Source organism: Taibaiella soli, assembly GCF_003236175.1.
GTDB lineage: Bacteria > Bacteroidota > Bacteroidia > Chitinophagales > Chitinophagaceae > QKTW01.
Genome location: NZ_QKTW01000025.1, coordinates 59,243 through 85,534 on the forward strand (window position 1 = coordinate 59,243; position 26,292 = coordinate 85,534).

The 26,292-nt window shown below is 41.4% G+C and carries 27 protein-coding genes and 2 tRNA genes; 11 read left to right on the plus strand and 18 right to left on the minus strand.

Annotation, left to right across the window (positions count from 1 at the left end; translation table 11 throughout):
• Positions 1–11 precede the first annotated feature (11 nt).
• Positions 12–629 carry a hypothetical protein gene (locus DN068_RS18480; RefSeq protein WP_111000429.1) on the minus strand — a complete coding sequence of 206 codons (618 nt, stop codon included), beginning with the start codon at positions 627–629 and terminating at the stop codon, positions 12–14.
• Positions 630–852: 223 nt separating this feature from the next.
• Between DN068_RS18480 and DN068_RS18485 the strand changes: the two genes are divergently transcribed.
• On the plus strand, positions 853–1,074 hold the full coding sequence (locus DN068_RS18485; protein WP_111000430.1) for a hypothetical protein: 222 nt from the start codon (positions 853–855) through the stop codon (positions 1,072–1,074).
• A gap of 124 nt (positions 1,075–1,198) precedes the next feature.
• On the opposite strand, the gene DN068_RS18490 is transcribed toward DN068_RS18485, so the two are convergent.
• Positions 1,199–2,398, minus strand: coding sequence for an NAD(P)/FAD-dependent oxidoreductase (locus DN068_RS18490; protein WP_111000431.1), 1,200 nt, complete (start codon positions 2,396–2,398; stop codon positions 1,199–1,201).
• Between the two features lie 230 nt (positions 2,399–2,628).
• Positions 2,629–3,333, minus strand: a complete 705-nt coding sequence (locus DN068_RS18495) for a DUF72 domain-containing protein (RefSeq protein ID WP_111000432.1) — start codon at positions 3,331–3,333, stop codon at positions 2,629–2,631.
• 162 nt (positions 3,334–3,495) lie between these two features.
• On the opposite strand from DN068_RS18495, the gene DN068_RS18500 reads away from it, so the two are divergent.
• The gene (locus DN068_RS18500) at positions 3,496–3,891 is read left to right on the plus strand and encodes a response regulator (RefSeq protein ID WP_111000433.1); all 396 of its coding nucleotides are present in this window, start codon (positions 3,496–3,498) and stop codon (positions 3,889–3,891) included.
• An 88-nt stretch (positions 3,892–3,979) separates the two neighbouring features.
• Here the strand turns inward: DN068_RS18500 and DN068_RS22420 are convergent, their stop codons facing one another.
• Positions 3,980–4,129 (minus strand): SDR family oxidoreductase, encoded by a 150-nt coding sequence (locus DN068_RS22420; protein ID WP_111000434.1) that lies wholly within the window; start codon positions 4,127–4,129, stop codon positions 3,980–3,982.
• Here DN068_RS22420 and DN068_RS18510 point away from each other — a divergent pair.
• Complete coding sequence (locus DN068_RS18510; protein ID WP_111000597.1) at positions 4,087–4,293, plus strand: helix-turn-helix domain-containing protein; 207 nt, start codon at positions 4,087–4,089, stop codon at positions 4,291–4,293. The genes DN068_RS22420 and DN068_RS18510 overlap by 43 nt on opposite strands.
• 24 nt (positions 4,294–4,317) lie before the next feature.
• Here the strand turns inward: DN068_RS18510 and DN068_RS18515 are convergent, their stop codons facing one another.
• Entirely contained in the window at positions 4,318–4,677 is a 360-nt protein-coding gene (locus DN068_RS18515; protein WP_111000435.1) for an Arm DNA-binding domain-containing protein, read from the minus strand.
• A gap of 334 nt (positions 4,678–5,011) precedes the next feature.
• Here DN068_RS18515 and DN068_RS18520 point away from each other — a divergent pair, with 334 nt between their 5' ends.
• Entirely contained in the window at positions 5,012–5,659 is a 648-nt protein-coding gene (locus tag DN068_RS18520) for a T9SS type A sorting domain-containing protein (RefSeq protein ID WP_165836452.1), read from the plus strand.
• A 967-nt stretch (positions 5,660–6,626) separates the two neighbouring features.
• On the opposite strand, the gene DN068_RS18530 is transcribed toward DN068_RS18520, so the two are convergent.
• The 3 genes from DN068_RS18530 to DN068_RS18540 all read right to left on the minus strand — a co-directional run bounded on the left by DN068_RS18530 (position 6,627) and on the right by DN068_RS18540 (position 12,545).
• On the minus strand, positions 6,627–8,558 hold the full coding sequence (locus DN068_RS18530; protein ID WP_111000438.1) for a T9SS type A sorting domain-containing protein: 1,932 nt from the start codon (positions 8,556–8,558) through the stop codon (positions 6,627–6,629).
• A 363-nt stretch (positions 8,559–8,921) separates the two neighbouring features.
• Positions 8,922–9,245 (minus strand): ArsR/SmtB family transcription factor, encoded by a 324-nt coding sequence (locus tag DN068_RS18535; RefSeq protein WP_111000439.1) that lies wholly within the window; start codon positions 9,243–9,245, stop codon positions 8,922–8,924.
• A gap of 561 nt (positions 9,246–9,806) precedes the next feature.
• Positions 9,807–12,545 (minus strand): T9SS type A sorting domain-containing protein, encoded by a 2,739-nt coding sequence (locus DN068_RS18540; RefSeq protein ID WP_165836453.1) that lies wholly within the window; start codon positions 12,543–12,545, stop codon positions 9,807–9,809.
• A gap of 716 nt (positions 12,546–13,261) precedes the next feature.
• Between DN068_RS18540 and DN068_RS18545 the strand changes: the two genes are divergently transcribed.
• Positions 13,262–13,486 (plus strand): helix-turn-helix domain-containing protein, encoded by a 225-nt coding sequence (locus DN068_RS18545; protein WP_111000441.1) that lies wholly within the window; start codon positions 13,262–13,264, stop codon positions 13,484–13,486.
• 23 nt (positions 13,487–13,509) lie between these two features.
• Here the strand turns inward: DN068_RS18545 and DN068_RS18550 are convergent, their stop codons facing one another.
• Together DN068_RS18550 and DN068_RS18555 are read right to left on the minus strand one after the other, a co-directional pair.
• Positions 13,510–13,869, minus strand: a complete 360-nt coding sequence (locus DN068_RS18550; RefSeq protein ID WP_111000442.1) for an Arm DNA-binding domain-containing protein — start codon at positions 13,867–13,869, stop codon at positions 13,510–13,512.
• Positions 13,870–14,269: 400 nt separating this feature from the next.
• Positions 14,270–14,353, minus strand: a tRNA-Ser gene (locus DN068_RS18555).
• Positions 14,354–14,610: 257 nt separating this feature from the next.
• Between DN068_RS18555 and msrA the strand changes: the two genes are divergently transcribed.
• Positions 14,611–15,177: a peptide-methionine (S)-S-oxide reductase MsrA gene (gene msrA, locus DN068_RS18560; protein WP_243630316.1), complete on the plus strand. Its 567-nt coding sequence runs from the start codon at positions 14,611–14,613 to the stop codon at positions 15,175–15,177.
• Positions 15,178–15,331: 154 nt separating this feature from the next.
• Here the strand turns inward: msrA and DN068_RS18565 are convergent, their stop codons facing one another.
• The 6 genes from DN068_RS18565 to DN068_RS18590 all read right to left on the minus strand — a co-directional run bounded on the left by DN068_RS18565 (position 15,332) and on the right by DN068_RS18590 (position 18,465).
• Positions 15,332–15,934 carry an alpha-ketoglutarate-dependent dioxygenase AlkB family protein gene (locus DN068_RS18565; RefSeq protein ID WP_111000444.1) on the minus strand — a complete coding sequence of 201 codons (603 nt, stop codon included), beginning with the start codon at positions 15,932–15,934 and terminating at the stop codon, positions 15,332–15,334.
• Positions 15,915–16,172, minus strand: coding sequence for an Ada metal-binding domain-containing protein (locus DN068_RS18570; RefSeq protein WP_111000445.1), 258 nt, complete (start codon positions 16,170–16,172; stop codon positions 15,915–15,917). Before DN068_RS18570 ends, DN068_RS18565 begins: the two co-directional genes overlap by 20 nt.
• A 3-nt stretch (positions 16,173–16,175) precedes the next feature.
• Positions 16,176–16,889 (minus strand): 2OG-Fe(II) oxygenase, encoded by a 714-nt coding sequence (locus DN068_RS18575; protein ID WP_111000446.1) that lies wholly within the window; start codon positions 16,887–16,889, stop codon positions 16,176–16,178.
• A gap of 4 nt (positions 16,890–16,893) precedes the next feature.
• Positions 16,894–17,748, minus strand: a complete 855-nt coding sequence (locus DN068_RS18580; protein ID WP_111000447.1) for a methylated-DNA--[protein]-cysteine S-methyltransferase — start codon at positions 17,746–17,748, stop codon at positions 16,894–16,896.
• Between the two features lie 150 nt (positions 17,749–17,898).
• Positions 17,899–18,138: a hypothetical protein gene (locus DN068_RS18585; protein WP_111000448.1), complete on the minus strand. Its 240-nt coding sequence runs from the start codon at positions 18,136–18,138 to the stop codon at positions 17,899–17,901.
• A gap of 108 nt (positions 18,139–18,246) precedes the next feature.
• On the minus strand, positions 18,247–18,465 hold the full coding sequence (locus tag DN068_RS18590) for a hypothetical protein (protein ID WP_111000449.1): 219 nt from the start codon (positions 18,463–18,465) through the stop codon (positions 18,247–18,249).
• A gap of 433 nt (positions 18,466–18,898) precedes the next feature.
• Here DN068_RS18590 and DN068_RS18595 point away from each other — a divergent pair, with 433 nt between their 5' ends.
• A complete protein-coding gene (locus tag DN068_RS18595; protein ID WP_111000450.1) occupies positions 18,899–19,276 on the plus strand; it encodes a response regulator in 378 nt (125 codons plus the stop codon).
• A gap of 57 nt (positions 19,277–19,333) precedes the next feature.
• On the opposite strand, the gene DN068_RS18600 is transcribed toward DN068_RS18595, so the two are convergent.
• Positions 19,334–19,418, minus strand: a tRNA-Leu gene (locus tag DN068_RS18600).
• Between the two features lie 150 nt (positions 19,419–19,568).
• Between DN068_RS18600 and DN068_RS18605 the strand changes: the two genes are divergently transcribed.
• Positions 19,569–22,439, plus strand: a complete 2,871-nt coding sequence (locus DN068_RS18605; RefSeq protein ID WP_111000451.1) for a sensor histidine kinase — start codon at positions 19,569–19,571, stop codon at positions 22,437–22,439.
• On the plus strand, positions 22,436–23,173 hold the full coding sequence (locus DN068_RS18610; RefSeq protein WP_111000452.1) for a LytR/AlgR family response regulator transcription factor: 738 nt from the start codon (positions 22,436–22,438) through the stop codon (positions 23,171–23,173). Before DN068_RS18605 ends, DN068_RS18610 begins: the two co-directional genes overlap by 4 nt.
• A 279-nt stretch (positions 23,174–23,452) precedes the next feature.
• On the opposite strand, the gene DN068_RS18615 is transcribed toward DN068_RS18610, so the two are convergent.
• Positions 23,453–24,556 carry a sensor histidine kinase gene (locus DN068_RS18615; protein WP_165836455.1) on the minus strand — a complete coding sequence of 368 codons (1,104 nt, stop codon included), beginning with the start codon at positions 24,554–24,556 and terminating at the stop codon, positions 23,453–23,455.
• Between the two features lie 126 nt (positions 24,557–24,682).
• Between DN068_RS18615 and DN068_RS18620 the strand changes: the two genes are divergently transcribed.
• Positions 24,683–24,895 (plus strand): hypothetical protein, encoded by a 213-nt coding sequence (locus tag DN068_RS18620; RefSeq protein ID WP_123985403.1) that lies wholly within the window; start codon positions 24,683–24,685, stop codon positions 24,893–24,895.
• 18 nt (positions 24,896–24,913) lie between these two features.
• Complete coding sequence (locus tag DN068_RS18625) at positions 24,914–25,963, plus strand: glycosyltransferase family 2 protein (RefSeq protein WP_111000455.1); 1,050 nt, start codon at positions 24,914–24,916, stop codon at positions 25,961–25,963.
• Positions 25,964–26,292 lie beyond the last annotated feature (329 nt).

Sequence of the window (26,292 nt, forward strand, 5' to 3'; positions counted from 1 at the left end):
ACAGTTTGAGTTTATCCTCCTATTTCGGCTTCAAGAAAAGATTTAATAAGCGAGTGCCATTGCAATTCAGAAAGCCCAGCAATGGCGCCTACCGCAATAACCGCATTCCTGATATTATTAACCACATCACCGGTTTGAATATTCGGCACTTCATTACGTCCGAAATAAGATGCAGTTACCTTTAAACCTTCTCGTTTGATAATAAAAGTCGAGCTCGCACCCGATTTAAAAAAATGCGCAGCTTTATTGGTATTTCCTTCCAATGCGGACATTGTTTGCAGAGACATACCGATTTGTTCCTCGGCTGTTTCCGCATCTCCCATGTACCTAATCTTTGTCACAGTTACCCAATCAAAGCCTTCGCCCACAGCATTACCGGGACCGGGAATATCTATTTTAATTTTATCACCCTCGGTCGCCAAACGATGTACCTCATTGCCTGCTTTATCTGCAAGTATAAAAGACGCACTTAAGTTCCCGCAGAGTTTATGCCAGAGCGGCGGATTAAGCATTCTTTTATAAGCCCGGTTAAAACAATCATTTGCGTCTTCGATGTTTGCGAGCGTTATGGATTCGGCAAGATCAGTCGCTTTCCCATGTTCGTTGAATGGCACTAGTTCGTCTTTCATATCCCGGTGGTTTATGTTGGGTAATTATACTCTTAGAAAATCCATGCCTTGCGTTCATACTCAATCCGGGAAGTCATAGATAAATCCCAATAATTACGAATGGTTTTATATCGGCTTTGCCGGATAGGCATTTATACAAATCTATTATCGGGTACATCCTCGAATTGGCGGCATGCTTTTTCTACTATTTAAACAAATCAATTCACTATTTAAACGTTGCGTTATGCCACAAAAAAATCACGAAGAAGCAGCTAAGCACCATGATGAAGCAGCCAAACATCACCGCGATGCGGCCAAACATGCTTCAGAAGGTAACTATGACAAAGCTGCCCACAGTGCGCAAGCTGCTCAAGGCCACCACGCCAAAGCAGGTGAACAGGCGAAAAAAGCTGCCACTCAGTATGCCGAAAAAAAAGGCACGATGAAAAAAGATGAAAACGAGTAGGCACCATGTTAAGAATAGATGCCGCGTACAAAGCATGTACGCGGCATTTATTTTATGTCCACATTGTAGAATGAATACCTCATCGGGAAAATGTCCATTGATTTCTCAGAGCATTGAAGACCACTCATCTGCTGAAATGAAAAATAGCGGCATGATTATTTTTCTTGCCCGTCAGCATGTCCTTGAGTATAGTGGCGGCAATATAACTGAACACGATACCGTTACCGCCGTAACCCAATGCATAATAGATGTTTGAATTCGGAGTGAGTTTGCCTATGTAAGGCAACCCATCTTTGGTGCTTGCAAACATGCCTGCCCATCTGAAATCCGTTACGAAGGGGATATGGGGAAACAAATTATTGAAGGCTTGTTCCAAAGCCTTTGCCTTCCGAGGCAATGCTTTGTCCCGTTTATGGGCTGCACGAAATTCATCATCCTTGCCCCCTATAAGTATCCTATTATCGGTGGTGGTCCGTAAATACAAATATGGCTTAGCTGTTTCCCATATGAGTGAGTTGCGATGCCACAGCTCATTATCATGTAAAGGTTCGCTTACGATGGCATAGGTTGTCGTCAGTTCATCGAATGGCCGTAGTAAGTATTTACCCGATTCATAACCGCAAGCAATGATCAATGAACGCGACTTTATTTTATTGCCATTTGCAGCCTGCAGTTCAACACCTGCTCTGTGTTCTTTTATGGAAGTTATTTCCGTGTGGTCATATATTGCCGCACCTTTCGAGGCACAAGCATTCAGTAATGCATGGGTCAATGCATAGGCATTGACGACCGCACCGTTTTCGGAGAGCAATGCACCCGGTTTAGAAAATCCGTATAACTTCTTTACCTCTGCGGCATCCAGAAATGCTACATCAATGCCGATGGATTTGCGCAACGATTGTTCCTTTTTTAGTGAAGCAACATCCTTTTTGAAGGATGCAAATTGCATACTCGGCTTATGTTCAAAAGCCGCTATCCGAAAGCGTTTGCACAACCCTTCAATGCCGTATATGGCATCGTTGCACAAGAGATAGGCTGCAACCGCATTATCGTATCCCACCTTCGTGATCAATTCATGCAAGGGTATATCAATCTCATATTGCAGCAAGGCTGTACTCGCAGCAGTACTCCCCATTCCCACATGTCTTTTGTCGACGACGGTAACATTCAATCCTTCACGATGAAGCATCCAAGCAGTGAGCGCACCACTGATACCGGCACCCATGATGACAACATCCGTTTGAATGTCTTCGTGCAGCGCGGGATAAGATTTGATGATGCCTTTTTCCAGCAACCAGAAGGGATAATCGGTCCTTAAATCCATACAGCTCTTCTCCTATGGTTTTCAAGATAAATATCCGTGCCGGGAGATCATCCGGCTTTTGTCTTAGCACCATCAGAGAAAAACCCGTATGAGCCGGTGACCGCATTGACATAACTTGTGATTATTAAAAAAACCTCGCAAAGAATTACGAGGTTGCCCAAATCGAAAATCGGAAAATCAGATGGAGATTTTTATTTAATGAAAAAATATGCCGGGTATAATATTCGAACCTATTTCAATTGTCCGAAAAACAGAGCATTCTCATAGCCGGCTTCAAACATCGTATTATTGAAGAAAACAAAGCTGTCGTCCGTTTCCGGTAATTGCCGATGCAGCGTTGTCAGTTCATCGATAGTATATGCGGATTTAAAAAGTTCGGGTACGCCGTGCATACGCTTGTAGAAAAAACGACCGGTCCTGATGTTATCAGCCGGTAAGCCGGGATAACTTACCGAACAAAAAACAATGGATGCTTTCTTCAACGCATCAAAGACTTTATCCTGCCACCAGGAGCTGTGCCTGAATTCAATCACGCTTCTTTTATCGTCTTTCAAACAGGCTACAACATCACCTAACCGCTCATCGGAAAAAACATAAGAAGGTGGCATTTGATATAAGATACATTTGAGTTTATCTTCTAATCCCTCTCTGACTATTGCGCCGAATTCCTCTATTTTTTCTCGCGCATTTTTCAGTCGAAGTGTATGGGTAATGATTTTATGCGCTTTCACGGAAAAGGCAAAATCGTCGGCAGTTTGAAGCGCCGCTTTACGCAATTGTGCGACCCTCGGAAACCTGTAAAATGTGCCATTCAATTCCAGCGCATTCAGTCGGGTTGCATAATAAGCAAGTTGTTTTGCCACCGGTAATTTTTCCGGATAAAATCGATTCCTCCAATAGGGATAACTATACCCGGATGTTCCAACATAAAGCATACTACATGGTTTGGATTTCTTATCTTATCCATAAGAATTGTGCCGGGGCAAAATGCAAAAAAAGGCGCAAAAAAATCGGCGGTTTCGAGGGTAAAAATTTATCCGGCTGTTCAATATATTTGCATCTTACATTGATTGTTGAATTGTAAACCTGCACAGATAATGAACGCGCACTTTGAGATAAGTAAACGTTTTTTACTGGTTGAAGATGATTTGGATGACCAATTAATCTTTTCTACGATACTGGGTGAAATGGCACCAAACTGTACTTGCGATATTGTCAATGACGGACTAGAGGCAATAGATTATTTATCGAGTTCAAAGCCAGACATCATCATCACGGACATCAATATGCCCAAGCTTAACGGATTGGATTTTATCCGGGCCGTACGTGAAGATTTGCGGTTACCCATCACCATCGTCATATGGTCTACGACCCCTCCGCATTACTCACTAACCGACGGATTGGCGCTATCTGGATCTTTTGCGAAACCGACGGTAGTTAAAGACCTCTATCAAGTTATAGGAGAAATGATATCCATTGCCGCGAAAGGTTAAGTCCATTAGGGTTTGCGGTTTGAAGCGAATGAAAAACACAGGCACGACGCAACAACAGCCTCCGGTTTTCTACTGTTACTTTGGTGCTTCAACGCGAGTTAGGCTTTAAATACCCGCATGCTTCTTTTTGAATCATCGCTTCTACCATCGGGAATGCTATAATACCCCGACAAACGGAATTAATCCGAATGCCCATTGTCGCATATTCCAGAGCAGCACTTTTCGTTAACCCGAGCATGCCGTGCTTGGACACATGATAGGCTGAAATCCAAAATATTTGACACAGGCAAAAGTATCAATGATGTTGCCACGGAACTTGGATTTAAATACCAACAGCATTTCACGAGATTGTTTAAGCAAAAAGTCGGCATGACACCGAACGAGTTCAGGAATTTAAATTGAACAAAAGAGGCTTCTTATGCGGGCTTATTCACGAGCAACATGCATGCGACTTAAACTGTCTTTATCTTTACGACTAACGCAGGGTGCTATAATTTTTTTTATAGCCGCCGCCGTGATATCCTGATTAGCGTTATACAGTTCTACTCTGGCATTGAATACTTTTACAGTTAGTATTTCCAAATAATCATTTAGCGCCTTGGCATCTTCTTGATGTCCGGAAGCTCGCTGCTTCCAGGGATTCCACCTTTTTGGATCCCACATTCTCTTACAGGAAATTTCATGAATCAATTCATTTACTGTAATACGCATGTAAACATACCTGGGTCCGTCTACGTATTTTTTCGGCTTCTTCAAATAGAAAAGCAGACTAAAACTCTCCCACATAATCGTAATAATTTAAATGCAAATCAAATTTAGCCGGTTTACTAATCCTTCTTAAACATTGTCCAAAAATTGAACAATCGCCATTTTGTATCATCATTTACTTGGGATGATATTGACGATCATTATCGATAAGAATGGGCAAATAATATTTGTAAAATTTTGAAGAAGATTCATGCAGGAAAGTGGAACATTTTGACTCACTTGAGTGCGTTTAAAATGTCGAAAAATACGCACCGAAAGACTCACTGAGATGTTGAGCTTTTTTTACATATTCAAAAAGAAAACGGTGCATAAATGATTAGTTTATACACCGTTTTATATTTTCGATCTGTTCTTGCAGAGATTCAATATCACTTACGCTCGTTCTAACACAAGCAACACGACACGTTCTATCACATTCACACTGGGCACTACAGGTTCTTATACACTGAACGAATTTTTCTCAGCAAATCCGCTGGCACTGACATGGGTTTCTTTTGATGGTCGTGCGGTAAATGAAAATGCTGAACTGAACTGGGCTACTGCTGACGAGAAAAACACTGCTACTTTCGAAATCGAACATTCTACTGATGGCGCTTCTTTTGAAACAGTTGGTACCATCGCTGCAAAAGGCACTGGCAACAACACTTACGATTTCACTGATGTAAACACTGCAAACGGCATCAACTATTACCGTCTGAAACAAGTAGACAACGATGGTTCTTTCCAGTATTCAAAAGTAGTAAGAGTAAACATCGGTAAAGAAACTACAGCACCTTCTGTAAGCTTCTACCCTAACCCAGCGAAAGATGTACTGAATATCGCAACAACTGGTAACGTAACTGTAGCTATCTTCAACATGAATGGTGTAAACGTAGCAACTCAGGAATTCAGCGGCAATGGCCAGATCACAGTATCTAACCTGCCAGAAGGAATGTACATCTGCCGCGTAGCAAATACAACTGGTGTATTGCAGACTAGCAAAATTCAAATCATCAAATAAGACATTTCAAATAAAGCATTTCAAAAAACATTTTGTTTTGGTTGTGTTTTGTACAAAGGCTTCCGGCGGGAAGCCTTTGCTTATTTTGGCTAAACTCAGCAGTAAGGCGCACATATTGGAGTTCTAATCTGGCTTTAATGAAGTACCATCCTACCATCAAATTCAGCAGCCACTCCATAATCAGGGAATGAATAAAAAACTGCTATCAATTGCTATTACTCTAGCTGTAACAATGCACAGTTCCGCCTTTACTTTGAACTATGAACTCACCAATTCACGTATTCTATATCTACAAAAGGTGAACTAATTAATCACAACCCACAAGCAAGACCGATTCGACTTGCAAGTCTTTATAATCAAGATTCCCCCAGGCCATGTATTGACTTGACAAAAGGTCAACACCTGCAATAATTAACTGCAGGCATAAAAATGAATTTGTTCCTCTTTTGTTTACCTCGACGACTATTTATAGTTTTCATAAAAAGAAATTCGACCGGCAAAGACATGAGTCACCAAAATCATTAATTTTTCGAGCGTGATTCAGAAAAATAACTCGGCACCATTTCCCAATTCCCTGCTTGAAAACCTTCTATGGCGCATTTTAGGACAAGATAAGCATGAGCCAAAGTTCAAGTGAAGTAACGAGTTTATGAAGAAAACAATTCCAAACATAATACCTAAAATGTAGCCATGTGACAATGGCCACACACAAAAAAAAAGGGGTTATCTCAGACTTTTGAGATAACCCCTTGCTCCCGTCAATGTAAACTCATTGACCAACCTAAAGATAGTCTATTGTTAAATATAAATATTAATACTTTAATCAATCGCAGAATATTACCTTAAAAAATCAGATGCGATTATGAGCTATTTCCAGTTTTATTTCTGTGACCATTTTAAATCTGCCGGCAGTAACAAAATAAAAAGGCTGCCTATAGAGGCAGCCACTTTATCATTCATTCAATTTTTATAGATGATAGAGCAATTGTTGAATTTGAGAAACACCGTCATTAATGCGTACAACATAAATACCGGCAGGCAGCGAACTGATATTGATCGTACCCTGATCTGTATTTGCAGCTACAACTTGCTTATATACGATACGTCCCTGCATGTCTACGATATTGATTGTTGCATCAGACATCGTAAGCGGATATGTTAAGCTAAACACATCTTTAGCAGGATTCGGTGCAATAGAGATTGGAGAAGAACCAAGTTTGTTTGTCTTCAGATTGACAACATTACTATAAGAAATATCACCATTGGCTTCTTCCATTTTAAGTCGGTAGTAGTTATTAGCATTTGTACTCATTGGATCTTTATACTCATAAGCACGAGTACTGTTCGCCACTATTGGTGCAATCGTTTCGAACGATTTACCATCGGCACTTTTTTCCAAATTAAAGAGTCGAGCATCATCGTTGCCTGTAGCCCATTGCAGCACAGCGTTGCCGTTTACTACTGATCCGGTGAAATAATTGAGCACAATTGCAAGCGGCGTAGCAGAAAGGCTTACAGAGAAAGGTGAGAAACTTGTAAATGTTGCGGTCGCTTGCGTTGTAGTATTTCCTGGGTTAGATACTGGCATTTGCCATGCTGGGCCAGGTGTAGTATAGTGCCCGATACCAATCAAGCTTCCAGACTTGCCTGCAATGGAGGAACCTTCCAAAGCCGCGTCCCACTGAAGGGAAATAGTCGCGTTCGTTGTTCCACTATTGCGTGATACGTCCCAAATTGCATCAATCATACTTTTTTTCGCATTTGCATCATATGCAGTACCTGAAACAGTACCATTCATAGTCGCCCCCTGAAATACGCCGGCAGAGAAGTCGCCTGTACCGCTCAACGGATTTACAGTTACCGGTAAATAGTACGAACTGTTTCCGATCGGAAAACTATAGGCGGTACCTTGAGTCATGCTGCTATAACGCAATTTACCGGAAACGGCGCCGGCAATAATGTAGTTACTGCTATTGGCACCGCTGATAGCTGTGGTAGCATTCGAAGACATTGTTAGTGTATTATTGCCAATATCAAGCTTACCACTTGTGAGTGTCAATGTGCCACTGATTGTTTTTGCAGCATTGAGTGCAACACCATTTGCGTTGTTGATCACAACTTTTGCCATTGTTGCCAAAAACTCATTGGTAGACGTTGTTTGTGCCGCGCTGCCTTTGTATTCGAGAATTGCGCTAGAACCGTAAGCGACAGTATTGCCTACCGTTGCCGTTCCTTGCAGAGACAGAGTCCCGTTTACAGTGATGCTTGATGTTGTTTTGATGCCACTACCACTTAACGTAAGATTATTAAATGGAGATATTGCAGACGGCACTGTTTGTGCTGTACCATTAAATTCAACAGTACCTGTTCCTTCTGTAAAAGCTCCGAGATTTGGCGCAGTAAAAGATCCGCCGCATTGCAATAAACCACCGTTTGTCATTGTAACAGTGCCTGTCCTTGATGAACTACCACCGCCAAGTGTTATGTTACCCGATACTGTGAGTTTGGTTGATGTATTGAAAACAAGCGTTCCGCTACCGGCTGATGGTATACTACTACCCAATTGAATAGAGCCACATGCGGCTGTAGCCACATCAACAGTAACTGAATTACCGCCACTGATTAATACCACATCTCCAGCAACAGGTACGCTGGCACCGCCGCCACCAAATTCAGAAGTAGACCAGGTAGAAGTAGAACTCCAGTTACCACTACCAGCAGAATAACGATTTGCTGCTGACGAATCAAAACTTAACAGACACAGTCCAAGAGAAAAAATAGAAAAAGATGCAATGTGCTTCCGAAAAAGAGCCTTCGTGATGTTGCGGTTGTTGATGCCGGATCTATGTCCGTTTGCTGTTGTTTCAGCAGAGTCGAATTGTGTAAATGAACTGTCCATAAGGGGGCGGTTTTATATAATGAATAAATGAAAAATAGACGTAGCTTTCCTGGATCCCATCATGGGACCATTACGTAAATAAAGGATTAACCAACTGCCAGCACAACAAAGTGCGTGTACAGTTATACCCGATAAATTATTGACCAGCCTTAATTGTCAGTGGATTTTTTGCGCGGCGCAAATGGCCTGCAGGCAGAAGATTTCTTTCGTCTCATCTCGGGGGTGGTTTTAAATTAACGTAGGTATTGCTTTCTTTCGTAAGCCAAAAGTAGAAAAATATTTATCTATAAAACAAATACTATTTGTTATTGCGATGTTATCAGAAAAAGTATCACTGAATTGTTTTAGAAAGTCTCTTCTATGTTAATCGTTACCTCCAGGTGCATCAACAAAAAAACCTAGCAATACAAATCTATATTTAGCCCACCCCTCCGGATCAATACAATAGTGCACCGTAATACCATCTGCAATCCCTTGAACCAGGCCGGCATTTTTCAATTCCAACAAGTGTTGCGAAATAGTACTTTGTGCTAAACCTAATTCTGCCACGATATCGCCACACAGTGTATTACGGACTTTAAGCAGATATTCCAATACAGCAATACGCGCTGGGTTGGCAAGAGCTTTTGCCATATTTGCCAAGTCATTTTGTTGTTTTGTAAAAAGATTTGCTTTCGTGGTTCCCATGGTTGTATAGTTGGTGGTTTACAAATGGAACTAGATCCCAAAGCTATAAATAATACATTATTCATATTTATACTTTTTTGTAAAATACGAATAGAGAATTCACATAATAATTGCAGGAAACGAAATGCGCAAACGCTGCACTGAAGGAAATTGAAGATAAAATAAAAAGCCAGCTAAGAATAGCTGACTCCGTTATTACCCAGTTTTTTTAACCGGTAACGAAAGCAAAATCATATAACCAATTAAAAAGTACTCGTCTTAATGTTTGATAGTTCGCAAAACTATATGAAACCAGAAGTTTTACAAAACTTCCGACATTAAATAAGCGTTTACGCAAAACAAGACCCTACTAAATAAAAAACAAATCCATTTTCTTTTGTGCATCCTTAAAGAAAAGCCTCGCAACGAACTTGCAAGGCTTGTAACTTTTTCATTGAGTCTGACAGACCTGTCAGAGATCATACCCAAGACGAATATAGTTCAAATGAAATAAATATACTGGCACAACAACAGCCAATAACATATCGATTTCAAAATCGGCAAATACCAATTGAACATTCACTATTGTTTTACAATTTTTACTTCATACAAATGACTTTCGTCGTCCATCACAATGACATTGTAAAGACCGGCAAGCAAGTTGCTAACATCAAAATCTACAAATTGCTGATTAGAAACTGATGCTCTGTAAACAACTACTCCCAAGCTATTATAAATATTGACTGTCGCGTGATTTCCTAAACTCGCAGGTAACATAATTCTTGTATTGCCTGTGGTAGGATTAGGCATCACCTTTACTGTGCCTACCTCAAAATTATCAAACCAGACAGTTCTTACGTTACTGTAAGAAAATGTTGCGTCAACATCTACCACCTTTAGTCTGTAGTAATTCATGCCAACTAATGGACTTGTATGAATAAAACTATAGTCATGCGTAAGGTCTGTAGTTCCTGATGCTTTTATGGTTCCGACTGTATTAAACACCTTGCCATCTGCACTGTACTCTACATTGAAATAGTCACTATTTTTTTCACCACTGGTTGTCCAGCTAAGTACACTGCTATTGTTTTTCGCTTCAGCAATAAATGATGTCAGGTTAACTGAGAGCGGATTTGAGTAATTAATTACAAAACTACTTTCATTTGTTAAACTATCCCCATTTTGGGCTGTGGCATAAACATCTGCAACATTACTAATTGTTGCCAGCTGCGTAAAAGGTGATTTGACTCTGAATGTTACTTTATACTGCTTACCTGTATCCAGCTGACCACCCGCATTTGGAGTAGCGTTGTTGCCTACATAAAATGTAACATATCCTCGTTTGCCTCCTGCTGCTGCCGTAAAGAAAGCCTCGTCGTCACCGGCTGCATCTGTCTGCACTCCAATTGCACCGGATTCGCCCGATGTGATAATGTTTAAAGATCCCGGAACATAGGCAGTTCCTCGCGGGATAGAGTCAACAACTCTGGTCTGGAAAGACGTACCTGCTCCTGTGTTTTGTCCGCTAATCGTATAAGTGAATGTTTCATTAGCATGCACCTGCGTTGCAGTTGTATTGGGGACTGTCTGGAGATCACCGGTAGCTGTTTTATTAATAGTAAGAGCCGGATTTTTCATATGCAGACTGAATGCAAAATTGCTTGGAAAATAGCTATCCGCTTCCGTACCGAAAAGTATGCTTACCTGCGTAGCATTAGGAGATATAACATAGCCGCTTCCCACTAGTATATTGTCGATATCGATACCCATTTGATTTTTATAGTTCGGATTTTTACTGGTAACAAGAACTCCATTTTGAGAAATTGTACCATTCCACATATTGGCAGCCGGGTTTACGGCATCGCTGTAGGCATTGCCGTTTATCTGTAAAAAATCACCGGCAGGATTACTGGAAGACGCGCCAAGGTTAGCATCGCCTTCCCACGCAAATGCTGTCAGATAAGCATCGCTCGCAACTAATGCGTTTGCAGGAGCATTAAAGCCAGTCAATGTTTGTCCAACAGTAGTGGGCGTACCTCCGGCATACACACGTAAAAAGCCATCATAAATTCTTGTGCTATAAAAATCTGTTTGTACACTATTCGTATATGCGACAACAATCGCCCAGCCAGCATAATTTCCGCCGTTATCCCCCGGATTGGTGCCAGTTGTAGCGGCGATGTCACCTACTGTGTAAGTCCCGGAACCATTACTGCTGATTAGCGATGTTACATCCGCATACGCTTGATAGGTGCTGCTTCCTGCACCATTGACAATAGTATCTAATTGTGTAATTGGCGCGAGGATATTGGTGTAATTGCCACTCGTACCTTTACGAATTCTTACAGTCCTTAAATTATAAAAATCAGATTGTATCGCAGCTGAATCAATCCGACCTCCCCAATAAAGACGTGCAAATTTAATAGTATTGGTACCCGATGCAGGAAGAATCAGATCGGCAGAAGATGAACTCGCCGCATTTGCTACGGTTGAAAATCCATTAACCATCAGATCAAAATACATAGTAGCATTACCAGAACACCCACTACCCTGATGTACCTCAGCAGTCACTGTATTATTTCCATTGTTTATAGCCGACAGAGGTACGTTAAAAGTAGCAGTTCTATATGTTCCAGTTGTATTACATGAAGATGCGGCAGTACTATAAGTCACAGTACCGGTCGGCATATCAGAGCGTCCTACTTCGGTACCGTTTACATACACGACAATTCCGTCATCATACCTTACTGAAATAGAAAAACTGGAGTAGTTTGTTTTAATAATATTAATTGTTGTATTTCTGAAATAATAAGTGTTTCTACTAGTATTGCCTAATGTAGTACCGCCTGAGCCGAGATTAAAACGCAGGGGCGCGTTTGCACTCGTGAAATTGGCTGCCGCTGGAGACGGCCATGAACCTGGAGCTGAGGAATAATTACCATTACTATAATAAGACCAGGACTGAGCATAATCATTTAAAATAGATGGTGACGCATTTGTACCGGTACCATCTACATCCAAAAACTGCATATTGGAACCATCGTTACCGAATGCACTAGTCCGTCCAAAAGTATAGTTTCCCGTACCGCTTGTACTGAAATCATTCATTGAAGCGGTGTCCACGGTGCCGGTGCTACCACTTCCACTACTATAAACAGCCATGATTGTATTACCAAACATGGTATGGCCGCCTTGTAGATTTTGCGAATATATCAAAGAATAAGTCCTGCGGGATTGCGCAGATGAAGTATAAAAATTTGATACGCTTATTACGACCAGTAAACTAGCCACAACAAACCATTTTATAATTTGAGGTTTCATAAAACAATTTTTATGCTGAAAACAAAACTGTAACTGCAGCATTCTTTGAGAATGCTGATCTAGATGAAATCAAATATGTGGGAAGACGCTTTCTTTCTTTTTAAATCTTAGTTCGGGGTATAAATTTTCAGAGGTGGTGTTAAGATGAGATTGTCGGAGTAGATTGATCATGAGATGGGAACAAGAAACTGCTTTCGCTCAAATAGCATTTCGTGTCGAAAAAAGTAAAAAATTTCAACGGGGCAGATTTGCGATTTTCGATTGACACTCCGGTTGAAGCACCAATACATAATGGTTGGTCGCAATAATCTATATTGAGAAGATAAAAAAGCGCTTTCTTTTGCACACACAAGCGCCCTGAATTGAAAAAAGTTGCTTCGTTTCATTTGGAAGTAGTCGGGGTAACTAAAAAGTACAATTTTAAATAGTACTAAGCAGAATGGCTTTCTACAAACTGCTAAACAACTGGCAACATCTACTTTCCGATACACAATAATAGCCCATTTTACTCGTATAAAGTTTTATCACATTGTTAATGGCCGGCATAATAAAAAAGTAATCGCAGCATTGAATTACTGTTAACTTATTGCGACCGTTGCGGAAAAAACTACCGTAGTATCTTAGCTGGTTATTTAAACAAAAGGTCGGAATAACATCGATAGCATTCAGGTCGCGTAACTTAAGCATCGTTAACTAACATTTATTGATACGAAAGAGTGGTCAGACATTTCGGGGACCTTATCAAGAAAGAAACCGGCAGCACCGCACTCGATTATATTCAATCGAGGTTGATTGATGAAGCGAAATCGAAAATGTTTGATCACGCCAAAAGTATCAGTGATGTTGCTACCGAACTCGGATTTAAATACCAACAGCATTTCACGAGATTGTTTAAGCAAAAAGTCGGCATGACACCGAACGAGTTCAGGAATTTGAATTGAACAAAAGAGGTTTCTACGCGGTCTTATTCACCAACAATATGCATGCGGCCTAAACAGTCTTTATCTTTCCGACTAACGCAGGTTGCTATAATTTTTTTTATAGCCGCGGCCGTGATATCCTGATTAGCGTTATACAGTTCTACTCTGGCATTGAATACTTTTACAGTTAGTATTTCCAAATAATCATTTAGCGCCTTGGCATCTTCTTGATGTCCGGAAGCTCGATGCTTCCAAGGATTCCACCTTTTTGGATCCCACATTCTCTTACAGGAAATCTCATGAATCAATCCATTTACTGTAATACGCATGTAAACATATCTTGGTCCTTCTACGTATTTTTTCGGCTTCTTCAAATAGAAAAGCAGACTAAAACTCTCCCACATGATCGTAACAATTTTAAATGCAAATCAAATTTAGCCGGTTTACTAATCCTTCTTAGGCATTGTCCAAAAATTGAACAATCTCCATTTTATATCATCATTTACTCAGGATGATATTACTAACTGTTGTTGATAAGAACTGGTAATAATATTTGTAAAATTTTGAAGAAGATTCCTCCAGGAAAGGGGAACATTTTGACTCACTTGAGTGCGTTTAAAATGTCGAAAAAGACGCACCGAAAGACTCACCACGATTTTGAGCTTTTCTGATATATGTAAAAAGAAAACGGCGCATAAATGATTAGTTTATACACCGTTTTATATTTTCGATCTGTTCTTGCAGAGATTCAACCTCTTTCAAAAACGCCCGTAATAAATTGATATTCAATTGATTACATCTCAGCGGAGAGAGAGGGATTCGAACCCCCGGACCTTGTGAGTCAACGGTTTTCAAGACCGCCGCATTCGACCGCTCTGCCATCTCTCCGCCACAAAAGTAGAAAAGGAGTTTAAATTTCAAAAGCCTTTGAGCAAAAAATGCCACATATTTTATAACACAATGTTAAAATAGAGTATTCAAACGCAATCCCACAAACCGTTTGAGCCAAATTTGCGTATAAAAAATAAATGCCTCTAAATATGTTTTCGAAGATCAAAAAAGTGTTTCTCCCCGCTTTAGTATTATTACAAATGGGAGCCTGCGCACAAAAAAACAATTATGAACAATCAAAAACTTTTCAAAAAATGAATAATACACATCCGGAAAATCAATCACACCATCTCGATACCGCCACTTTTGGTGCCGGCTGCTTCTGGTGCACGGAAGCCCAATTCCAGCAGCTAAAGGGGGTGGAGAAAGTGGAATCCGGTTACAGTGGCGGTCATGTCGCTAATCCTTCCTATGAAGCAGTTTGTACCGGCAATACCGGCCATGCAGAGGTTACCAATGTTTATTACGATCCTTCTGTAATCAGTTATGACGAGTTGCTGGCAGCATTTTGGGTGATGCACGACCCTACTCAACTCAATCGCCAGGGAAATGATGTGGGCACACAATACCGTTCGGTAATATTCTATCACAACAATGAACAACGTGAAAAAGCGGAAGACTACAAAAAACAACTGAACGCAGAGCACGCTTATAATAGCAACGTGGTAACGGAAATTTCCCCGTTCACTACTTTCTATAAAGCGGAGGATTACCATCAAAACTACTACAACGAAAATGGCAATCAACCGTACTGTACGTTCGTGATCAAACCGAAAATGGATAAATTCAAAAAAGTGTTTAAAGACAAATTGAAAAACTAAGTTGGTGAATGGTCAATCGTGAATGGTGAATGGTCAAATGACCTTATATAAAACTTAAAACAAAAGAGGCTTACGCTTGTAAGCCTCTTTTGTTTATATCCACATTGAATTTTGAGTTTTGACGTTTCACGATTGACCATTCACCATTGACCATTCACCCTCTAATCGTTCTAAAAGTCAGATTCACTCTCGGAGTCTTCACCACTGTCGATTTCGGTAGACTATGCAGCCAATTCATTTGTGTAGTGTCCTTCATTACAAGCACACTGCCATGCTCTAAAATCAACGAGGTTGTGCCTTTGGTCTTCTTATGTTTGAAAGAAAATTTACGCTCGGCGCCAAGACTTAAAGACGCAATCGTTGTATTCACGCCAAGCTCACGCTCATCATCGCTGTGCCAGGCCATACCTTCGTTACCGTTGTGATAAAGATTGAGCAGGCAGGAATTAAATAAGATCCCTGTCAATTGCTCCACGATTGCTCTCAGCTCCAGCAATTCTTTTGTCCAGGGTAATGCTTTTTTCGTGGTGTTGGAATATGTGTACGAATACCCTTCATCGCCATACCAGGCAACCTTTCTTGCAGTCACAATATGCTTTCCAAAAATGACGGCTTCATCGTTTCGCCATGCTATTGTTTCGAGCAATGCTTTTAAATACCCATCTGCACTTGGCCTATCAAGCACCTTGCCATAATAGATTACGATTCCATCATAAGGTAGCAGGTTATCGTGCGGATTATTTTCGAAGAGATTCATGTGTTGATTTCCATTTTTTATAGGCAGCACTCATACAGTGTCCGCAAGGCCTGTAACCATTTTCAAGGGCTTCCGTTTCGGAAAGAAAAAAGATTCGATTGGTCTTTTTCATTCGTTTACCAGAGTTGCAGCGCAACGTACCATAAATTTTCAATTTTCTGTTTCCCGCCAGCACAATAGCTTTCGAGCGAAGCATGCGCCGCAGCATCAGATCGTTCAACTCTTCGTGTCGCCACATATTTTAACTCAGTGCATCATGAAAAATAATCCCCAGCGTGTGACGTTCGCCCCAGTGCAGTTCGCTTACCCCATGTCTCATTTGCGCTCTGTAATAACCCTTACTTCCCTTTACTGGCCTGAAGTTTGTCGTAAAGAGCAACATATCTCCACGTTTCGGTTGCAGCACAATTGCTTTTGATTGTGCACGCGGATTTTGTTGCGTCAATACAAATTCGCCGCCGCCGTAATCTTCCCCTGGTTCATTAAGAAACAACACCAATTGAATCGGAAAAAACACTTCGCCATACAAATCCTGATGCAATGTATTATGCCCGCCCGTGCCATATTTCAGAATAAGCACGGTTGGTAAATGCTGATTTTTATCGCGACATAATTCATGCAGTGTGGAAAGCGTTGGTGGATAAACAGTGTCAATATTCAATGCTTTCATCCATGAATTAGCAACTGGCGCTAATTGTTCATACACACGTTCACGAATTTCTGTAATCGGCGGTGGCAAAGGATATCGAAAGTATTTGTATTCACCCAGGCCAAAGCGATAACGCTCCATGATAACAGTTTTACGATAGTGCTGTTGCTCGTCATAAGCGTCGATTATTTGCTTGCACATCGCTTCGGTCAACACTTGCGGCACTGTACAATACCCTTTTCCATGCATGCTTTCAGCCACATCATCAAAATTAATGGCGTTCAGTCTTTCTATAATCTGTTCCATACGTTTATTGGTTATTGTCTGTAAAAGCTGCTTCCCAACCGATGATGGCGGTTTTACGCGTACTGCCCCAATGATATTGCCCTACCGTTCCTGCAGATTGTATGACGCGATGACAAGGGATCAGAAATGCGACCGGATTATCACCGATGGCTGTTCCCACTGCGCGTGAGGCCGTCGGCTTTTCTATATGCTGCGCAATCATACCATAGGTAGCTAATTTCCCTGTTGGAATTTTAAGCAGCGTTTCCCAGACTTTGATTTGAAATTCGGTTCCCTTCAGATGCAGTTTTATTTTTTCAAGCTTGCTCCAATCATGGTTGAATATTTGTAGTGCGTTTTGCTGCAATAGATCGGTCATCTGTTGAAACTGTGCTTTAGGAAAAGCTTTCCGCAATTCGGCAAAGCCTGATTTTTCATCGTCGGCAAATGCGATATGGCAAATTCCTTTAGCTGTTGACGCTACTAATACATTTCCGAAAGGTATCTCTGCATAGCTGTAATGAATGGATAAATTTTCGCCGCCGTTTTTATATTCACCAGGCGTCATGCCTTCTATGTTAATAAAAAGATCATGCAAACGACCAGTGCCTGAAAGCCCCGTCTCAAAAGCGGTCTCAAACAAGGATGCCTGATTTTCTTTGAGCATTCTTTTGGCATGCTCCAGACTGATATACTGCAAAAATTTCTTGGGACTCACACCAGCCCAATCGGTAAATAACCGCTGAAAATGAAAAGGGCTCAAATGTACTTGCTCCGCAATTTCATCAAGTGTCGGCTGCCTTTTGAAATGCTCCCGGATATAATCAATCGCTACTGCAATGCGTTCATAATTTACCTGCTCTCTGATATTCGTTTCCATCGTTGTTTAATTGATTGACGACACAAAAATACCAGCAATCAAAATGACAACCGACCCGAAAATTGCGAAGTTTAACGGTGAATGATCAACAAAGAACAACTTATAAGGAACCAAAACTTCGCCGATCGACCGGTCACCTTGGCACGAAAATCATTTCATCCGGGCCGTATCTACCCTGCCTGGCTTTGTATTGCTTTTCAGATTTTCATTTAAACTGTCAGCCTTCGTACGATTCTGCGGCACATTTTTACCGCTTGACTTCGGATGGCTTTTTTTGCTCTTGTGTTGCGTTGTATCGTTGGTATACGTTTTTGTTTTTGTCTGAGCAGATGCATCCCGCCAATAGGATGTCAGACAGAACAAGGTCATCATCACAATAATCGTTTTCATAGTGATTACATTTTATGGGTTAAGAATTAATAATCCGGTGCCAGCAAGTAACTACTTCGATTCATGCTTTCATTGCCGTATGAACGTCTTTGCATAGCCGCTTTACTATTATAAATACCCCGTCATGCTATTAGCTCCGTCATCTTCATCGTCATGATATGAATCATCGCCATCGTAATCATAATCTTCCTGGTTACGATAACGGCCTTTTTGTTCATTGTTTCCAAAATCATTATAACCGCTGTTGCTTCTGTCGCTTGCGCCATAATACCGGCTCTGTTCCGTTCTGTCCAACGAATGATCGTGGCGCTGATTGCTTGTCCCCATAACTAACGTTTTTAAAAGTTTACGAAGTTCATTAATTGGTAAAAATCATATGCCATGCAAATGGGCATGATTTTATAGACACGCAGTAATTCCCCTAACTGATTGTTGCCAAGCGATCTCCCATCAACTATATGCAATGGGGCAAAAAAGAAGAATTGATTGTAAACACTACTTGTAGAGAAATACACGCATACCATCCACAACAATAAAACCATTAGTGAAGTTGAAATCATCCCTTTTACAGAATGAACGTACCTACATCGAACCACTGGAGCGGATTTGATTGAAAAGTTTAAGAAATAAAAAACGTTTCATTTTAGCATTTGTCCTAATACCTTATTACATTTGTTTGCCATACCTACCGAACCCCACTTTGTTCACTCCTCGGTAAACCTTTTGCAAAACACTTTTTTTTAAAAAATAATTGCGGGCCATGCTATGTAAACACATATTACTGGTTGAAGATGATCTCGACAGCCGGCAGATTTTTCTGGATACTTTAAAAGACATAGCGCCCGGATGCGCGTGTGATACCGCAAATAATGGTGTGGAAGCAATCGAATACCTGCATCATAACCGCCCCGACTTGATCATTACTGATCTGAATATGCCCAAAATCGACGGACTGGAGTTTATTAAGGTAATCAAAAAAATGCTGTTGAGCATTCCGCTGGTCATTTGGTCTACTTCTTCACTCGATATAAATCTTGCTTCAACGCTCGGTGTAAATGGCGCCATAGAAAAGCCATCCAACTACAACGATCTTTATTCCTTAATTCAGAGAATGGTTACCTGCTGCGGATTGAGCTAAACCGCCCAGGATAAGAGCATAAAAAAATCCCCACATTTCTGTGAGGACTTTTTTCAGTGCGGCAGAGGAGATTCGAACTCCCACGCCCGTTACAGGCGCTACCACCTCAAAGTAGTGCGTCTACCAGTTTCGCCACCGCCGCATCTTTCCTTATTTTGAGGGACTGCAAAGGTAATTGAAATTTGTAAAAAGCAAAATACTCTTCAAAAAAAATACAAAAACGCTTTTTTCATATAATTTCACTAGGATTGCATAGCGCATTCATGCTTAGCTAATATCCTGGAATTGAAACATGATCACTCACTGTAGCAGGAAACTTATTTTCCTGTTCGCTTGCCTTTTTTATTGTTTTTGCGCAGCCGCACGCAATTATAGCTATCTCAATTTTTCAGTAAAAAACGGGCTGGCGGGCGACATTGTTTACGCGCTCACGCAAGACAATGATGGTTTCATCTGGATCGGAACGGAAACAGGTCTCAGCAGATTTGATGGCACGGCGTTCAAAAACTTTACACTGAAAGACGGCCTTTCCAGCAATGACATCACCATGGTATTTCAGGATAAAACCAATCGCATCTGGATTTCTCCCTTCACGAAAGACATGTGTTATTATGAAAACGGCAGCATCCATAATAAACAGAACACACCCTGGCTCCGAAAGCTGCCTCTAACTTCTGAAGAAAAAGGACTGGCAGAAGACGCGAATGGAGATTTTATCATCCGTACCGAAAATATGATTGCCGCAATAACGCGTGACGGCCGTGTAGAGCAATTTCCACTTCCCTACCATGGAAACGTTTTTTTCACACCGGTTACGATACAAGGCTTTCTTCCAACAAGCATCATCAATCTTTCGAAACAGAAAAACGCAATAACTTACTGCCAGAGTCACGATTATATTTCGGAGCTGTTTACAGGAAAAAATATCGTCACTGCCTTTGATAAGATTAACGACAGTCTGCATATTTTTTATGGCAATACCGGATATACCGTCGTGCATCCCGCGGATAATATTATTGGTGTACGCCCCTACAACGATTCCTGTTATCTGATCAACACCAGTAATGGCAGTTACATTTACAACCTGTACAGCAGAGCATTTACAGATACGCTGCTGACAGGCATTTCTGTCAATGTGTCGATTGTCGATAAAGAATCGGGCGTGTGGCTGGGCACCAATGGCGGCGGGCTTTTTTATTTCCCTTCGCTGCGCAGTACCACCATTCTGCAAACAGCACCCAACGCAGCTTTGCACGCATATTATTTTTACGGCAACGGCAATCCGTTGATCGTAAGCACGGGCACGCACCGCTATTGGCGTATCGATTTCGACAAACAAGCACTCGCTGGCGAATTATTAGAGAAAGATTTCAAACAACAACTGTTGCGACAGGTGCCTGGCAATGCTATCCGCAAACCGGAAATAGTGTTTATGGATGTATTCCGCGACAAAAAAGAATTACCATTTGTATCGAGTGCTATAAAATCTATGATGAATGCAGGCGACACCTTTGTGACCGCATCTGCCGGAGGCGATATCGAAAAAATAAATCTGCTCACCGGAAAAAAAACAGTCAAATATTTTCATCAGCGTCTTACTGCAATCTTTTATGGCAATCAAACTGACTATATCGGTACGCTGAACGGTTTTTATGCTGTTCCGGAAAAAGACACGAACACAACCTTGAGCAATTATCATGCGCTGGCACCGGGATTGATTCATTCTATAGCGTACAGTCATGCCAACAATCTGCTTTGGGTCGCTACTTCAAACGATGGTATTTATTGCTTGCAAAACAACAGAGTGATCCGCGAAATCCGTGAGACAAACGGCCTTTCGAGCAATGTTTGTAAATGCATTTTTACAGATGGATGGAAACTTTATGTAGGCACAATGCACGGGTTGAACGTAATTGATCCAGCAAAGAATTTTGAGATCACAACATTCCGCACTACCGACGGGCTGGTTTCGGATAATATCAACTGTCTCTATGCAAAAGGCGATACCGTTTGCGCCGGAACTACAGATGGTGTTTCATTCCTTGACGTTTCTGCGAAAGCCAAACCAGTCTTCTGCCGGATACGCCTCACAGAAATTAAGGTTTCAGGAAAGAATATTCCGCTCAATGAAAAGGCTTTAATACTCGAACCTCAATACAACAATATTTCATTTTCTTACTCTGGACTTTCTTTTCGTTCACTGGGAAAAATAAAATACAGCTATCGGTTGAAAGGCCTCCAGGATCAATGGCAAACAACTGATGAAACAAAACTGAAATACCCTTCTTTGCCGTATGGAAATTATACGTTAGAAATCTTTGCCACCAACCGTTTCAATGTACGCAGTCAAATACTTTCTTTCGGTTTTACAGTACGGCCATTTTGGTGGGAATACTGGTGGGTGCGATTGCTGGCGATTCTGATTTTGGCCGGCATTATCTTTTTCATTTTCCGCAAGCGCGTAAAAAGAATCAGACAACGGGAAAAAGAAAAAACTGCCCTGAAAGAAAAGATTATTGAACTGGAGCAACTCGCTATGCGCGCGCAGATGAATCCACATTTTATTTTTAATAGCCTCAACTCACTCTATCAATATGTCATCACGCAAGACCTGGAAGGTGCCAGTAAATTTATGAGCGAATTTTCGCGGCTCATCCGTATTTTATTTGAGACAACCACCCTCACTGAAATTGCGTTTGATAAAGAAATTGAATTTCTCAAAACCTATCTGGAATTAGAAAGAATTAAGCTTAACAACGCATTTAGCTATCAGATCGATATTCCACGTGAACTTGTAATAGAGGACATTGTTATTCCGTCGTTCATTATTCAGCCGTTTATTGAAAACGCGATCCGGCACGGCATACAAAACCGGAATGATCAACAGGGAAAAATTACCATTTCGGTAAAAACTGAAGGTGATATCCTGAAAGTGTCTGTCGACGATAACGGTGTCGGCAGAAAGTATACCGAAGAACAGAAAAGCAAACTCCTGCAGATCCACAATTCGAAAGGCATCACGCTCACAAAAGAAAGGTTGGCATTGTATAACAAAACACACCAGTCAGACTTTAAATTTGAAATTATAGACAAGTACGAAAACGGCCAGGCTACAGGCACATTGGTTGTCATTTATTTTTCGCTCAAACACATCTTCATATGAACGCCATACTCGTAGACGATGAAAAACTTAACTCAGAAATACTGCGTGAAATACTCAAAAGATATTGTCCGCAAGTAACCGTAATTGCAGTGTGCACCGATATTGCCGGTGCTATGCAAGAAATAGAATCTCAAAAACCGGAACTGGTGTTCCTGGATATTCAAATGCCGAATGGCAGTGGTTTTGATCTGCTGGATCGTATTCAGCAAAAAAACATGGAGGTGATTTTTGTTACGGCCTATGATAATTTCCTGCTGAAAGCCATTCGTTACAGTGCACTTGATTATATTCTGAAACCGGTGAATATCGGCGAAATCGTAAATGCGGTAAGTCGTGCCGAAAAAAGGCTTACAGACAGAACCTTCAACGATCAGCTGCAGCTACTGCTATCCAACATGCAAAAGCCGACGCAAACGCAGAAGATCGCCATTCCGGTAAAAGACGAATACATATTTATTACCGTTTCGGATATCGTTCGTCTGGAGGCAAACGGTGCATATACAGAAATCTTCACCAATGACGGCAAATCCTTCCTGACGTCTAAAAACATGAAGGAATATGAAGATTTATTGCCCGAAAGCATGTTTTGCAGGGTGCATCACGCGCATATCATCAATATGAATTTTGTACGTTCTTATCACAAAGGACGAGGTGGCTATGTTCAGATGTCGAACGGCATTACCATTGAGGTATCCGTGCGAAAAAAAGATGAGTTTTTGTCCCGGTTTAAATAACCATATACGGAAATACAAAATACATCACACACTTATCAATTTATCCTGCACACCTGTTTAATGACACTATGCCATTTGACGGGGGCGGGCTTTCTTTATATTAAATCACAGTAACTGACAGATTGTGGTCCACCAATCTACATAATAAATACTTATCGAATCCTTCTTCACTAACTATTGCCCCTTTCCAGAAAAAACTAATAATCCCGGCCAGGTGCCGGGATTATTAGTTATGCGATATTCCCTGAAGGACGTTCTAAACGCGAGGATGACGATTTATTATCTCCTGAGTATAATCCGGAACGTTGTTCCCTTCCCTACTTCAGATGATTTCACAAACAGTGAACCGTGATGATATTTTTCTATAATGCGGCGGGAAAGCGAAAGTCCAAGCCCCCAGCCTCTTTTCTTCGTTGTAAACCCCGGATTGAATACTTTTTTGATCTGATGTTTGGCAATACCTTTCCCCGTGTCCTGTACATCTACAAAAACCTGCTGTGGCGTATTGACCACCTTTACAGCGATGCTGCCCTTTCCATCCATGGCATCTAAGGCATTACGCATCAGATTTTCCAGCACCCAGTCAAACAGCGGACCACTGATATAAACAGGTATTTCCGGTTCATCAGTATCAATAGTGATCTTTACTTTGCTCGGCGCACGTTTCTGCATATAGTGCACCATACTTTCCACACGAGTCACCAGATTTTCTTCCTCCAATTGCGGCGAACTGCCAACTTTACTAAAACGATCGGCAACGAGCTTCAGCCTGTCGAGATCTTTTTGCATCTCTTCAACCGCCTCCTTATTTTCCTCATGGTCTTTCAGTAATTCCAACCAGGCTTCAATTGAGCTGAGCGGCGTACCAAGCTGATGAGCAGTTTCTTTAGAAAGCCCTACCCATACCTGGTTTTGAATAGACCTGTGTGCCGCACTAAGTGCAATCAGCGCCACAATAAGAAACAACGAAATAATCCCTAATTGTACATAGGGGAAATAGCGCAATTGCTTCAGCAGATAGGAATCTCCGTAGTAAACATAACTCGTTCCAAAGCCAAAATCGATTACAATCGGCGGATGTTCTTCGGAAAATTCCTTTAATTTTTGTTCCAGCAGCTGCTGCCCGTCTCTCTTCCCAACCGTGTCTATATTGGCTACATATTGAACCGTTTGCTGTCCGCTGGCAATGATAAACGGAACAGTAGTATTTTCTTCCAGCAACTGGTTCATAAAACTAAGATCCTGGTTATAAGGCGCTTCATTAAGCGTCTTAATCGCCCGGACGAGCTGCACCATTTTCTTCTTTTCTTCTCTTTCGAGCTTTTTTGCAAGCTTATTAGTATAGACCAGCGAGGCAGTCACAATGCCCAGCGCAGCTAGCAAAAGATATGTTTTCCAATTGAGGTATTGACGCATAGAGTAAGTTCCCAAAAACGAAACTTGAGTAAAAATATTGTGATTTTAAGGGATTACTACTATTTTTGTGACGCAAATTGCGCATCAATGGAAATGCAACAACAAAATCACGGACAATACATAGATAATCCAGCAGATATCGAACTGAGCAAACCTTCTAAGTCACGTTTCTTATTTCTGCTTTCTTTCTTTGGTTATTTCATTTTCGCATTGGCTGGTTGTTACAACCTCTACGAACACAAATTCCAGAAAAACGATAACGTTCAGGTTCCTGATAATACATTATACGAACCTAAGTATAAATAATCATTCGCCCAATCAGCAATGATTCAATGTACGCAAGATACAGCCGTTGTTATACTTAGCTACAATGGCAGGAAATGGCATGAGCTGTTCCTGCCATTGATTGTTTCTGAGGCCCATACCGGTTATGATGTAGTCGTGGTGGATAATGCTTCTACAGACGATACGTTGGCTTATGTACAAAATACTTTCCCTTCTGTCAAAACACTCACTATCGCCGTAAACCGCGGTTTCGCCAACGGCTATTACGAGGGTTTGAAACAGATTCAGGCCAAATACTACATTCTGCTGAGTGCCGATTTTGAAGTAACACATGGCTGGTTTCCGCCATTGCTCAATGCCATGCAACGCTATCCCGGACTGGCAGCCTGTCAGCCGAAAGTGCGTTACTGGCGCGAGCGCGAGTACTTCGAGTATGCAGGTGCAGGTGGTGGTTTCATGGATAAATGGGGTTATCTTTTCTGTCGTGGCCGTATCTTCAATGATCTTGAAAAAGATCTGGGTCAATATGATGACGACATTGAAGTATTCTGGGCTTCTGGCGGATGTCTGATGGTTCGCGCTGATCTGTATCATAAAATGGGCGGCCTCGATGCCGAACTTTATGCACATATGGAAGAAGTGGATCTTTGCTGGCGATTGAAAAATGCAGGCTATAAAATCGGCTATATCGGTCAGTCGACAGTTTACCATGTTGGCGGCAGCGTCATCAGCTACGGAAGTCCGCAAAAACTCTATTATAATTTCCGGAACAATCTGGTACTCTTACTCAAAAACGAGCGCGCATCACGCCTGCTCTGGCTAATTCCGCTACGTCTTGTACTTGATGGCATCGCCGGGCTGCAAATGCTTGCCGGCGGTAAATTCAAACACTTCACCACTGTTATTAAAGCACATTTCCACTTCTACGGAAGTCTTGGTAAATGGCTAAAACGCCGTAAAGAAGCTCAAAAACTGGTGACACACCGCAACGAAGCGGGCATTTACCCTAAAAGCGCCATCTGGCAATACTTTGCGCTTCGCAAAAAGACCTTTCCAAAACTGGAATGGGAGCCACCGAAGCTAAACTAAGTTCAATTGATAGTTGACAATGGACAATTGACAGTGTTCATTTTTTTCATAACAATTACCGTAGAAAAGGCTTTTCCGCGCGAGATATAATTCCTGCATCACTTATCCTTCGGTCTAGTTCAATTGCTTCGTTCTTTACAACTACGCGGGCAAAACACATTTACCACATTCATCACATTTCCCCATATTAGCACATTACCGCATTGCCCGCATCCGAGCGCAGATTGCGTGCTTGTTACAACTACGTGGGTAAAGCACATTTACCACATTCATCACATTTCCCCACATTAGCACACTACCGCATTGCCCCGCATCCGAGCGCAGATTGC